The sequence below is a fragment of the Pseudomonas sp. CFBP 8758 genome, from assembly GCF_014841725.1.
In the GTDB taxonomy this organism is placed as follows: Bacteria; Pseudomonadota; Gammaproteobacteria; order Pseudomonadales; family Pseudomonadaceae; genus Aquipseudomonas; species Aquipseudomonas baltica.
Map to the genome: position 1 here is coordinate 366,115 of NZ_JACYUK010000003.1, position 12,136 is coordinate 378,250.

The window sequence follows — 12,136 nt, forward strand, 5'->3', positions numbered from 1 at the left end:
GCCCGCAGATTCATAGGGTCAACTCGAATTCCTTGCCCTGGCGGGCAAGAATCAGCCGATCGTGTTCGATACGCTGCAGAACCCAGCCATCGGCCAGCGCCGCACCGGGGTGGAGGCGTTCGCCGCGCTCGCCTAGCACATAGGGTTGCGGGCCCAGCCAGACCGCCTGGAAATGCACCCGCGGCGGCACCAGCGGCGGTGCTGGCAGCACGTCGTTGCGCAGCACCGGCGCATTGCCCCAGGTCCGGTCATACCAACTCTGTACCTCGATCCAGCGGGTGCGCTGATCACTGTCGACCAGGCCACTGACCCGCAGCGTGTTGCCCTGGGTGTCGATGGATAACGGTTGCAGGCCGGCTTGATCCAGACGCTCGCGCAGCGCAGCCAGTGCCTGAGGCTGTGCGCTGGCGATTGCAGGCCGGGCATCGGCAGTCGGCGCAGCGCCGTCGACGGCCAGCGCTGGGGCTGCTTCGGTCCATGGCCGCCACAGGTAGCCGACAACGATCAGCAGGCACGCCATGGCGAGCAGCGTCCAGCGAGCGGTTGCTGCCGAGCGCGGTGGTTCGCTGCCGGGTGGATGCGAGAGGCGCAGGGCGGTGTGGCCAACGCTCAGTTGCACCGGCAGGCTGCAGCGGTAGCCGTGGCCCTGGGCAACGCGCACGTCGCCAACCATGACATCGCCGCCGGTGGCCTCGATCGCCAGGAAGCGCCGGTGTACGTGCACGGTGAGATGGGTTGCATGGATCTGGGGGTCGCGCAGGACGATGTCGCAGTCTTCATGGGCGCCGATGCGACAGACACTGCTTTCGAGCGCGACGACCGCACCGGCATGGGGGCCGCTCAGCACGTTGAGCTCGGGAAGAAGGGGGTGGGCAGTCAGTGGCAGGGAGCGGTGTGCAGCAATCACAGGCATTCATCACTCGGCGTCGACAAGAACGGGCGGATGGCGCAGCACGCCACCCGCCAGCGAATCAGTTCTGCGGACGCTGCTTGGCGGCGTCGAGCTCGGACTTCTTCTCGGTGGTGATCTCAGTCACCTTGGCCGATTTCTCGATGGCCGAGTCGAAGGCAGCGGTCATTTTCTCGATCGCTGCGTCGGCGCTGCTGGTGCTTGCTGCTGGGGTAGTGGTGCTCATGGTGTCTCTCCTTGTTGAGGGGATTAATGTCTGATTCGCTGCTACTGCACAGATGCAGACGGCATGTCACCACAGCCACCTTGAGGTGAGTCCCGGTGGCTGCAGGGGTACCCTACAGGCAAGGCGGTTAAGGAATTGTGTCAGCGGCGAAATGCGCAGCGCTCAGTTGTAGCCGCCATACGGTGGTTGTCGGATAATGACGCGCAGCCCCGCCAGCTTGGTCGGGGGATCGCCACTGAGGATTGTCTGATGGTAAAAGCGCGCCCGCGTCCGGCGGTAAATGGAGTCGCTTCGGCCGATCGGGTGCTCACGGTGCTTTCCGCGTTCGCCATCGGCGACACGGCGCTGAGTCTGGTCGAGTTGGTGAACCGTACCGGGCTGATCAAAAGCACCATCATGCGGCTGATGGTTTCGCTGGAAGACCATGGCTACATCACCCGCATGGCCGACGGACGCTATCAGCTCGCCAGCGAAGTCATGCGGCTGAACGCGGTGTATCAAGAGGCGCTGGACCTGGAGCGCCACGTGATGCCCCGGCTGCACCTGTTGGCTGAACAAACCGGCGAGACCGCCTCGTTCTACGTGCGCCACGGCGCCTACCGAATGTGCCAGTTCCGGGTGAACTCGGCGCATCGGCTCAGGCTCAACCTGCAGCCCGGCGACATGCGCCCGATGGACGAAGCGGCGGGGGCACAGGCATTGCGCGTGCCGGTACAGATCGGCACGTCGCTGGACAAACCCTATTTCTCCAAGGGCGCTACCGACCCACACGCCGCGTCGATTGCTTTGCCGGTGTATGGCGCGCAGCGCGAGCTGATGGGCGCGCTGGTGATCTCCGGACCTGCCAGCCGGCTGACCGAAGAAGCGGCCGAAAGCCACTGGGCGCTGCTGTTCGACACCGCGCGCGACCTCATGCGCAGTCTGGGTTTCAAGCCGGCGGACGAGCAGGCATCCAGCGCTGAGCCAACCGCCGCCCAATAGCGTTCCTCGCAGGGCCGCGCTTCATCGGCAGCGCCCGACGACGATCAATGGCCCAGCAGGTGGCGGTTGACCACGCAGCGTGGGTCCAGCTGCGCACCGTTCCAGACGGCCAGAATCTGCTGCAGCGCCACCAGGCCCACCCGGTCGCGTGCTTCGCTGGTGTTGGCGCCGACGTGGGGCGTGGCGACCAGCGTCGGCAGGTCCCATAGCGCGCTGTCCGCAGGCGGCGGCTCGGGGCTGAACGTGTCCAGCCCGGCACCGGCGATCCGCCCTTGTTTCAATGCCTCCACCAACGCCTGGGTATCCACCAGCTCGCCGCGCGCGGTGTTGATCAGCACGCTGCCCGGGCGCATGCGCGCCAGTTGCACCGCACCGATCAGGTGGTGGTTGCTGTCGGTAAGCGGGCAATGAAGGCTGATCACATCGCTGTCGGCCAACAGCTGGTCGAGGTTTTCTTCGCGCTCGACATGGGTCCGCTGCGGCAGCTCGCGCAGGTAGGGGTCGTAGACCTTGACGCGCATCCGTAGCGGCGCCACCAGGTCCATCAGAATGCTGCCGATAGCGCCCAGGCCGATCAGCCCCAGGGTTTTGCCGAACAATTCGATGCCGTTGGCCGATGACTTGTCCCAATGGCCGGCGCGCAGGCGTGCGTCCAGCCAGGCGGTCTGCCGCGCGACGCTGAACATCAGGGCAAATGCATGTTCGGCCACCGACTGCGCGTTGGCCCCTGCGGCAATGGTGACGGGAATGCCTCGCTCGGCAGCCGCCTGGATGTCGATGGTGTTATAGCCCACGCCGTGCTTGGCGATGATTTTCAGCGAGTGCGCAGCGTCGATCATTGCCCGAGTCAGTTGGCCCTGGCGGACGATGATTGCGTCGGGCTGTTCGCTCGCGATGGTCGCCAGCAGCTCGGTCTCGGGCAGATAGGGCATGGTGGCGATGATCCTGAGGCCCTCGGCGGCGGCCAGGCGCATGGCCTCGGGGGCAAGTTCGGGACCGGTCAGCAAGACGGTGCGGGGCATCGTGAATACCTTGTTTTTATGTGTGAGTGGTTCCAGTCGGGACGCGGTCTGCGACCTGGTATCGACGTACACTCGAATCTACCATAATGAAACGACGTTGCGATAATCCTGAAAATAAAGTCTTTCTCCTCTGCAGGATAGATTGAATTGGGTGTTGATTTGGCATTTATGAAATGCAATTCTAAAAAAAGCCACCTATCCATGACATCGAATAACACCAAGCAGAGGTATGTCACATGAGCATCGGTTTTCAGGTTGTGCAACGTTCACGCCGCGTGAGCCCGCAATGGGTCGAGCGCTTCCGTGAGCTTCCCGTGGCCAACGTCAGCGATTCGATGAATCGCATGACCGCCGCTGGCGCCCGCCTGCGGCCCATGCACCGTCAAGGCGTGCTGGCCGGACCGGCGCTGACGGTCAAGGCGCGGCCTGGCGATAACCTGATGCTGCACTACGCACTGGACATCGCCGAGCCGGGCGACGTGATCGTGGTCGACGCCGGTGGCGACCTGACCAATGCGCTGATCGGCGAAATGATGGTCGCCTACGCCATCAAGCGCGGCGTGGCGGGGATCGTCATCAATGGCGCCATTCGTGATGCCGCCAACATCGCCTCAGGCGACTTTCCATTGTTCGCCGCCGGTGTGTCCCACCGCGGGCCGTACAAGGATGGCCCCGGTGAGGTCAACGTTCCGATCGCCATCGACGGCATGGTGGTGGAGCCCGGCGATCTGGTGATCGGCGATGAGGACGGCTTGCTGTGTGTGCCCTTCGAGCATGTCGAGCAGGTGTACGCGCGGGCGGCTGCCAAGTACGCCGCCGAGCACAAGCAGATGGAGCAGATCGCGCAGGGTAGCAATGACCGCACGTGGGTGATCGCGGCGCTCAAGGCCAAGGGTTGCGTGCTGCCGGGTCAGGCATGATGCATGCGTTCACCTGCGCTAAGCACTGGCTGTCCGCCAGTCATTAATCGCTTTTAAAATGACGTTCTATTCTGCTAGATTCGAAATCCTGCCTACTTGCCTCACCTGAAAAAGCTGACAGATACGCCCCGAACACGCTTGTTGCCTCACATAAAAACAACAGAGGAACACTTCATGAATCACTGCAAATCCGTTTTGTCCGCAACGCTTGTGGGTTTGGCCCTGAGCTCGTTCAGTGCTCACGCGGCCTGGCCGGAAGACCGTCCAATCGAATTTCTCGTGGCCTATGCGCCCGGTGGCAGCACCGACGTGATGGCGCGCACCATGCAGCCGTACCTGGAAAAACGTCTCGGGGCGAAAGTCGTCATCGTCAATCGGCCCGGTGCTGCTGGCGAAATCGCCTACACCGCATTGAGCAAGGCACGGCCCGATGGCTACACCTTCGCGTTCATCAACACCCCCGGTTTTCTCAGCACCCGAGTGCAGCGCAAGGTGGGCTATGCGGCCGACTCCATTCGCCCGGTGGCACGTATCGTCGACGACCCCACCGTGCTCGCCGTGCCCAACGATTCGCCCTACAAAACCCTCAACGATTTCATCCAGGCTGCCAAGGCTGCACCCGGCAAGCTGTCGGTAGGTACCTCCGGCGTGGGCACCGACGATCACCTGATGATGGTGCAACTGGACCAGCTCGCAGGCATCGAGCTGACCCACGTTCCCTTCGGTGGCGCATCGGAGTCCAGCACCGCCTTGATGGGCGGACACATCAGCGCGGCCGGCCAGAACATCAGCGAGCTGAGCGATGACACCAAGTACCGCGTGCTGGCGCAGTTTTCCGCCGAACGCATGCCCCAGGAACCCGACCTGCCCACGGCCAGGGAGCAGGGCGTCGACCTGGTGATGACCTCGGAGCGCGGCATTGCCGCGCCTGCCAAAGTCCCGGTGGAGATCGCCGCGCGCATGTCCGTGGCCGTCAAGGAGGTGCTTGAGGATCCGGCCTTTCTCAAGCAGGCCAAGGACTTGTCGTTGCCGATCGCCTACCTGTCCGGTGAGGACTGGGCGGCCCAGATGCCTGCGCAGACGGAGCGTTTCCAGCAGCTCTGGAGCGCGTCGCCATGGGTGAAATGAGCTTGACCGCACGGGGCAACCGCCCCGATCTGCTGGCCAGCGCGATCTTCATCGGCCTCGGCGGGCTGGTGCTGTGGTCCACGCGCGACCTGCCGGCTGGCAGCGCTGCCATGATGGGGCCCGGGTTCATGCCGCTGATGATCGGCTCGCTGATCATCATCCTCGGCTTGATCGTGGGGCTCATGGGATTGTTCAAACAGGTGGAGTCGATCGACCCGGTCAAGCTGCGACCGCTGTTGATCCTGCTGGCAGCGGTGGGTGGGTTCGCCCTGGCCGCCGAGCTGGCCGGGTTCGTCATCGCCGCGGCAGGGTTGATCATCTTCGGCAGCATGGCCGACAAGGCGTGGCGGGTCCGCGAGGTACTCATCTCCAGTACCGTGCTGACCCTGTTCGGGCTGCTCGTATTCATCTACGGACTCGACGTCCAAATGCCGGTGGGGCCCTTCTGATGGACATGTTCGACGCGCTGTACCTGGGCTTTTCCGAAGCGTTGAGCCCGACCAACCTGGCGTTCTGCCTGATCGGTGCGCTGCTCGGTACCTTGATCGGCGTCCTGCCGGGCATCGGCCCGTCAGCGACCGTGGCGATCCTGCTGCCGATCACCTACTTCCTGCCGCCGCTGGCCGCGCTGATCATGCTGGCAGGGATTTTCTACGGCGCTCAATACGGGGGATCGACCACAGCCATTCTGGTCAACTTGCCGGGTGAAGCCTCGGCGGTCGTCACGGCGCTGGACGGCCATGCCATGGCCAAGCAGGGAAGGGCTGGGGCGGCACTGGCCACCGCAGCGCTGGCGTCGTTCTTCGCCGGGACCGTGGCGACCGTGGCCCTGGCCGTTGCAGGGCCGCTGCTGTCGAAGTTCGCGCTGTCGTTCGGCCCTGCCGAATATGTAGCGTTGACCGTGTTCGGGTTATTGGCTGCGACCATCCTGGCCAGCGGCTCGGTGATCAAGGCCGTCGGCATGGTCTGCATCGGCCTGCTGCTGGGCATGATCGGCATCGACGTGAGCAGCGGTTCGACCCGGCTGACGTTCGGCAGCACCGACCTGTACGACGGTATCGATTTCGTGGTTATCGCGGTCGGCCTGTTCGGCATCGCCGAGATCGCAGTCAACCTGGAGTCCGGCGAGGCCAAGACCTCACTGGCCGGCAAGATCACGCGCCTGTGGCCCACCCGTGAGGATTTCCGCCGGGCCTGGCCGGCCACGTTGCGGGGCACGGCGCTGGGGACGTTTCTCGGTGTACTGCCGGGCGGCGGTGCAACGTTGAGCGCCTTCAGTGCCTATTCCCTGGAAAAGAAGATGTCGAAGACCCCGGGGAAGTTCGGCACAGGCCTGGTCGAAGGGGTGGCTGCACCGGAAGCCGCCAACAACGCCGGCGCGCAGTCTTCGTTCATTCCGCTGCTGACCCTGGGCATTCCGTCCAACTCGATCATGGCAATGATGCTCGGGGCCATGATGATCCACGGCATCACCCCCGGCCCGTCGGTCATCACCAACCAACCGGCACTGTTCTGGGGGCTGATCGCGAGCATGTGGATCGGCAACGTCATGCTGTTGGTCATCAACCTGCCATTGATCGGCCTTTGGGTGCGTTTGCTGCGGGTACCGTACCGTCTGTTGTTTCCGGCCATCCTGCTGTTCTGCTGCGTCGGCGTGTACAGCGTGAATAACCGCGGTTTCGACGTGGCTCTGGTGATCATCTTCGGTCTGCTGGGGTATCTGTTTCGCAAGGCCAAGTGCGAGCCCGGGCCGCTGTTGCTCGGCTTCGTACTGGGGCCGTTGCTGGAGACCAACCTGCGCCGCGCGCTGTTGATCTCTCAGGGTGACCCTGTCGTGTTGATCGAGCGACCCATCAGTGCCGTGCTCTTCGCCGCGTCCGCCATTCTGCTGGTGATGATGGTGCTGCCAGCGTTTCGCAAGAAGCGCGAAGAGGCCTTTCAGGACGAAGAGGTCTGAAGCGCTGAGGGGCCGCCGAGCGTCGACCGAGCACGCTTCAGCCGTTGAGATGGCGGCAGATGTGCTCGACGACGCAGGCCTCGACAGCGCCTTCGCTGGTGTCCTGGGCGAACGCTGCATAACTGGCGCAGACGTCACCCAGGCAGCCTCGGTACACCGCGACGACGCTGCGGGGCCCGGACCCGGTATGCCCTGCCAACACCACACCGCCGTCCACCGGACCGCGCATCAGCCCCAACGCATAGCCCGGTGCCCGCCAGGGTCTGCCGGCAATCGGGCCGCCCAGGGTGTGCGTTTCCTGCATCGCCTGCAGCAAGTCGCCAGGCAGCAGGTGTTCGCTGAACAGACGGTCAAGCAGCAGCACGGCCTGTGACAGCGGGCCGATCAGCAAGCCGTGATACACCCAGCCTGGGTCGTAGGTGGCGAGGCCGGTGCAGGCTTGCTGCAGATCGGCTCGATCGGTGGCGAAACGCACGTTGGCGATGCCCAATGGCAACAGCACGCGCGTGTGCACTGCATCGGCCAGCGGCAGGTCGGTGAAGCGCTCGATCAGCCTGGCTACCAGCAGGTAGCCGACGTTGGAATAACGCCAGCCCGCGCCAGGGCTGTAGCGAAGCCGATCGGCCTGCAAGCGCTGCAGCATCTCTTGCGCCGACCAGGCCGGCTCATGGTTGGCGACGGCGGTATGGTATTCAGTCAGCTCGGCATAGTCCGCCAATCCCGCCTCATGCCGCAGCAACTGGCGCAACGTGTAGTCGTGGCCCGTCAACGGCTCGTCCAGGTCCAGCCTCCCGTCACGGACCAGGGTCAGCGCGGTGGCGGCAAGCACCGTTTTGGTGAAGCTCCACCACGGCAGCATCGGCTCGGGGTGCTCTGCCAGCAGCAAGGGCTGGCCGTTGAGGACTGCGGAAATCAGCATGCTGGGCTCTTGGGTGAATGATTGGAGGGATGCGGCTTTGCGACTGGCGCATTGCCTGCGCCCGTCCTATGGTAGACCAGACCCGACCGCACTGTGCCTGAACTGTCTGGTCATCTGCGAGCATGTCGTGGAAATCGTGTGGAGTTTTCGAGCGACTTAGCTTTGCGACGGCAGCTTCGCTATCACCTTGATCTCGAAATCGAACCCATACAACCAGGTAACGCCCACGCAGGTGATGTTGGGGAAGGGGGCTTGTCCCCAGTATTCGGGCACCACTTCCCAGATGGTCTCGAATCGGGAATGCGGATCGACGATGAACACCGTGACGTCCACCACGTCATCGAATGTGCAGTCGGCTGCCAGCAGCACGGCGTTGAGATTTTTGAATGCCAGGCGCACCTGGTCCCGCAAGTCGGGCTCGGGCGAGCCGTCCTCGCGGCTGCCGACCTGGCCAGACACGAACAGCAGGCCATTGCTGCGAACGGCGGGGGAGTAGCGGTTGCGCTCATAAAGCGCCTGGCGGCCGGCTGGAAAAACGACGTCACGCTGGGTCATGGGATTGCCTCCTGGGGCGGGCCGGGTGACCCGTCATCTATCGTGCAGCCACAGTAGAGGCTTGTCAGGGCTGCATAAACGGGCAAGTCTGACCAGGACTGTTTGGGTTTTCCAAACAATGGCCAGTCAAGACGAGGTGCCGATGGACCGTTTCGATGCCATGCAGGCCTTCGCGCGAGTGGTGGAGACGGGTAGCTTCACCCGCGCGGCGCAGACCTTGCGCATGAGCAAGACCACCGTGACCCAGTTGGTGCAGCAGCTCGAAGCGCGCCTGAGGGTGAAGCTGCTGAACCGCACCACGCGCAGGGTCAACGTCACCGCCGACGGTGCCGTCTACTACGAGCGGGCGATACGCCTGCTGGCCGATCTGGACGATGCCGAAACCGGCCTTTCCAGCGCCGCGATCGCGCCGCGCGGCAGGCTGCGGGTAGACGTACCGAGCCCGTTCGCCAGCCATGTGCTGATGCCGGCCATGCCCGACTTTCATCGGCGCTATCCGGATATCCAGATCGACATGGGCGTCAGCGACCGCATGGTCGATATCATCGGCGAGAATGTCGACTGCGTTGTGCGTGGCGGTGAACTGACCGATCAATCGCTGATGGCGCGTCGCTTGGGCGACCTTCAGTTGGGGGTCTATGCCTCACCCGGCTACCTGCAGCGACTCGGCACGCCGCAACATCCCAGCGAGCTCGACGCCACGCAGCACCGCGTGATCGGCTTCCTCTGGGCGCGCACGGGCCGGGCGTTGGCCTACACGCTGCGCCGCGACAATCAAAGCGTCACTGTACGTGGCCAGCCGGTGCTTTCGGTCGACGACGGCAACGCCTACCTGGCAGCCGGTCTGGCTGGCATGGGTGTGCTGTGGCTACCCGAATACATGGCCAGGGCTCCGCGGGCCCGCGGCGAGCTCGTGCCTCTTTTTCAGGAGTGGCAGCTGGACACCATGCCGATGTACATCGCCTATCCACCCAACCGGCATATCAGTTTGAAGTTGCGGGTGTTCATCGATTGGGTGGTGGAGTTGTTGCCGTTCGAGGGGCCTGCGCCCGTGCCCCAGGCGAGCGCGCTCAGCCGATGATCACCGTACCCACCGCGATCACCGTACAGGCCAGCACCTTGCGCACGGTAAGGCTTTCACCGAGGAAAAAATAACCGATCAAGGCTGCAAACAGCACGCTGGTTTCACGCAGCGCCGAGACCATGCCCATCGGAGCGTCGGTCATGGCATAAATGACGATACCGTAGGCCAGCAGCGAGACCAGCCCACCGGCGGCTGCGGTCGCCATTCCAGGGCGCCAGGCGAACAGGCTGCGCGCGCCACGACGTGCGATGTACACCGCTGGCATCAGCACACCCCACAATGCACACATCCAGACGGTATAGGCCATGGGCGCGCCGGACAGGCGCGCGCCGATGCCATCGGTGACGCTGTAGGCCGCGATGAAGGCGCCTGTGCCCAAGGCGTAGGGCAGGCTAGGCACAGCGAGTTTGCCCTTGCTGAACGCCAGCAGGATGATCCCGCCCGAGACCAGAAAAATGCCCAACAGGGCACTGGCCTGGATCTGTTCCCCGGCGAACAGGGCTGCGCCAAGGGTGATCAGAATCGGCGACGAGCCGCGTGCTACCGGATAGGTCTGGCCAAGATCGCCCACCCGGTAGCTGCGCACCAGGAACAGGTTGTAGCCAACGTGCAGCACGCCCGACAGCACCGCATACGGCCAACTCGCCTGGGCTGGCGCGACCATGAACAAAGCCAGAGTGATGCAGGTGACCGCCACGGCCAGGCACATGACGGTCATGGACCACAGGCGGTCTTGGCCGCCGCGCAACAGCGCGTTCCAGCCGGCATGCAGCAGGGCGGCGAACAGTACGAGGGAGATGATGGAGATAGGCATGCGCCATGTTAGGCCGCCCATCAGTGGATGTAACAGAGAAGTCTGCTCATTGCGTCATGAGCGAAACCTCATGGGACATCACGATCGTAGGCCAGTTGTGCTTGCGTGGACTGCTCGCTCAACCACTTCCGGAATGAAACCACGTGGGGTTGGGTTTCGATACCTTTCGGGCAGACGAAGTAGTACGCCACCGGCGAGGGGAATGGCACCTCGAAGAGCCTGACGAGGCTGCCATCGGCGATCTGTGACTCGACGTGGCCGCTGCGAACCAGAGCAATGCCTTGTCCCAGCAGGGCAGCGTCAACGGTCATGTTGGTGTCGGCGAACCGCACATTTTCCTTGAGCGTGGAAATGCTCAGGCCGACGTGCTGGAACCACACTTCCCACCGTGGTACCAGATCGTTCCCGTCACGGGTCAGCAGCGGGTAGCGCAGCAACTCGCCAGGGTGCTGCGGCAGCCCGAAGCGCGCGAGCAAGGCGGGGCTGGCGACGGGGAAGATATGTTCGCGGAACAGAAACTCGGAGTAAAGGCCGGGGTAGTTACCGGTGCCCAGGCGGATCGCAACGTCAGGGTCGGTGCCGGAGAACTTGATTGCCGTATCGGTGGTGTCCAGCGTCACCAATATGTCCGGGTGCTGCTGGGCCAGACTCGGCAATCGCGGCAGCAGCCACTTCAGTGCGTAAGAGTAGGTGGTACTGACCTTGAGCCGCACTCTTCCCTTATGCTCCCTCAGTTCGGCGAGCATCGCCTCCAGGTCCGCGAAAAAACCACGGACGATGGGCGCCAGAGCCGCTCCGGCGGGTGTCAGGGTGAGCGACTTGCCCCGTTCGAACAGCTTCAACCCCCACAGATCCTCCAAGTGCCTGAGCTGATGGCTGACGGCGCTTTGGGTTACATGCAGTTCTTCGGAGGCCGAGGTGAAGGTGGCATGCCGCGTTGCCACCTCGAAGGCGCGCAGGCTGGCGGTTGGTGGCAAGTCTTTCATGGCAGGCTCATGACTGATGCACAGGTGGGCAATATGAGTGAATGCTCATGATAGGCGTCTGGCGGAAACGCATCAATGCACGGTCTGGGACTGTTGGGCAGGGATACCGCGCGCGTTGGTAAAACACAGTACGACGGGCCGTCTCTAAGCGGTTTCCAAGAAGATGGACCTGCAGTTGGACAAAGAGCGTAACCTGCCTCAGATCCCCGTCTCGTTGCCCACGAGGTGGGCCGAGATACAGAGCGTGAAACCTGACCCGAGAACGTTTCCATGCCGCCAAGACGCTTCGCCGCTCACGACATGGACTTCGATCTTGGCCCCGATGCCGCAGCCAATTGGTCTGACGTCATGCTCGAGCACCACGGCCTGTACTGCCGGTTCGACGACTCACGCGTGCAGGCTTCCACATCGAAAAGTTGGATGCTGGGCCACATAGGCCTGACCCAGGCCGACCTGGCGTGCGTCGTGCTGGCGCCGGTGGGCGAGGAGCGATCCTCGTGGCAGGGCGATTGGCTGTACTTGAAGCTGATGACGCAAGGGCATGTCGACATCGAGGAAGCCGGGCAGCAGCACCGATTCGATGCCGGGAGCATGTTTTTCATCGACCCCGAACGGTCTTTTTAAGAGTCTTTCA

14 protein-coding genes are annotated in these 12,136 nt (G+C 63.5%); 7 read left to right on the forward strand and 7 right to left on the reverse strand.

The genetic code is table 11. The features are described from left to right. Positions 1-10 precede the first annotated feature (10 nt). Positions 11-913: a SctD/MshK family protein gene (locus tag IFT75_RS08550; RefSeq protein ID WP_192054288.1), complete on the reverse strand. Its 903-nt coding sequence runs from the start codon at positions 911-913 to the stop codon at positions 11-13. Positions 914-971: 58 nt separating this feature from the next. Beyond that, positions 972-1,136, reverse strand: a complete 165-nt coding sequence (locus IFT75_RS08555) for a hypothetical protein (protein WP_167335519.1) — start codon at positions 1,134-1,136, stop codon at positions 972-974. A gap of 249 nt (positions 1,137-1,385) precedes the next feature. Between IFT75_RS08555 and IFT75_RS08560 the strand changes: the two genes are divergently transcribed. Continuing rightward, on the forward strand, positions 1,386-2,117 hold the full coding sequence (locus IFT75_RS08560) for an IclR family transcriptional regulator (RefSeq protein WP_185793634.1): 732 nt from the start codon (positions 1,386-1,388) through the stop codon (positions 2,115-2,117). A 44-nt stretch (positions 2,118-2,161) separates the two neighbouring features. On the opposite strand, the gene IFT75_RS08565 is transcribed toward IFT75_RS08560, so the two are convergent. Then, positions 2,162-3,139, reverse strand: coding sequence for a hydroxyacid dehydrogenase (locus IFT75_RS08565; protein ID WP_192054290.1), 978 nt, complete (start codon positions 3,137-3,139; stop codon positions 2,162-2,164). A gap of 236 nt (positions 3,140-3,375) precedes the next feature. Here IFT75_RS08565 and IFT75_RS08570 point away from each other — a divergent pair, with 236 nt between their 5' ends. From IFT75_RS08570 to IFT75_RS08585, 4 genes are all read left to right on the forward strand, one after another. Next, on the forward strand, positions 3,376-4,059 hold the full coding sequence (locus tag IFT75_RS08570) for an RraA family protein (RefSeq protein WP_185793632.1): 684 nt from the start codon (positions 3,376-3,378) through the stop codon (positions 4,057-4,059). 174 nt (positions 4,060-4,233) lie between these two features. Then, positions 4,234-5,187, forward strand: a complete 954-nt coding sequence (locus tag IFT75_RS08575; protein WP_192047365.1) for a tripartite tricarboxylate transporter substrate binding protein — start codon at positions 4,234-4,236, stop codon at positions 5,185-5,187. Beyond that, positions 5,175-5,636, forward strand: coding sequence for a tripartite tricarboxylate transporter TctB family protein (locus tag IFT75_RS08580; protein ID WP_192054292.1), 462 nt, complete (start codon positions 5,175-5,177; stop codon positions 5,634-5,636). Before IFT75_RS08575 ends, IFT75_RS08580 begins: the two co-directional genes overlap by 13 nt. After that, the gene (locus IFT75_RS08585; RefSeq protein WP_192054294.1) at positions 5,636-7,144 is read left to right on the forward strand and encodes a tripartite tricarboxylate transporter permease; all 1,509 of its coding nucleotides are present in this window, start codon (positions 5,636-5,638) and stop codon (positions 7,142-7,144) included. The genes IFT75_RS08580 and IFT75_RS08585 overlap by 1 nt, the downstream gene beginning before the upstream one ends. 37 nt (positions 7,145-7,181) lie before the next feature. Here IFT75_RS08585 and IFT75_RS08590 read toward each other — a convergent pair whose 3' ends face one another. Both IFT75_RS08590 and IFT75_RS08595 read right to left on the reverse strand, forming a co-directional pair. Then, positions 7,182-8,063, reverse strand: coding sequence for a serine hydrolase domain-containing protein (locus IFT75_RS08590; RefSeq protein ID WP_192054296.1), 882 nt, complete (start codon positions 8,061-8,063; stop codon positions 7,182-7,184). A gap of 156 nt (positions 8,064-8,219) precedes the next feature. Then, positions 8,220-8,618 (reverse strand): RidA family protein, encoded by a 399-nt coding sequence (locus tag IFT75_RS08595; protein ID WP_192054298.1) that lies wholly within the window; start codon positions 8,616-8,618, stop codon positions 8,220-8,222. A gap of 142 nt (positions 8,619-8,760) precedes the next feature. On the opposite strand from IFT75_RS08595, the gene IFT75_RS08600 reads away from it, so the two are divergent. Further along, entirely contained in the window at positions 8,761-9,699 is a 939-nt protein-coding gene (locus IFT75_RS08600; RefSeq protein WP_192054504.1) for a LysR family transcriptional regulator, read from the forward strand. On the opposite strand, the gene IFT75_RS08605 is transcribed toward IFT75_RS08600, so the two are convergent. Beyond that, complete coding sequence (locus IFT75_RS08605) at positions 9,689-10,516, reverse strand: EamA family transporter (RefSeq protein ID WP_192054300.1); 828 nt, start codon at positions 10,514-10,516, stop codon at positions 9,689-9,691. The two genes, IFT75_RS08600 and IFT75_RS08605, sit on opposite strands and share 11 nt — an antisense overlap. A 68-nt stretch (positions 10,517-10,584) precedes the next feature. Beyond that, a complete protein-coding gene (gene gcvA, locus IFT75_RS08610) occupies positions 10,585-11,502 on the reverse strand; it encodes a transcriptional regulator GcvA (protein ID WP_192054302.1) in 918 nt (305 codons plus the stop codon). 270 nt (positions 11,503-11,772) lie between these two features. Here gcvA and IFT75_RS21405 point away from each other — a divergent pair, with 270 nt between their 5' ends. Then, complete coding sequence (locus IFT75_RS21405; RefSeq protein ID WP_244652721.1) at positions 11,773-12,126, forward strand: hypothetical protein; 354 nt, start codon at positions 11,773-11,775, stop codon at positions 12,124-12,126. Positions 12,127-12,136: the final 10 nt, after the last annotated feature.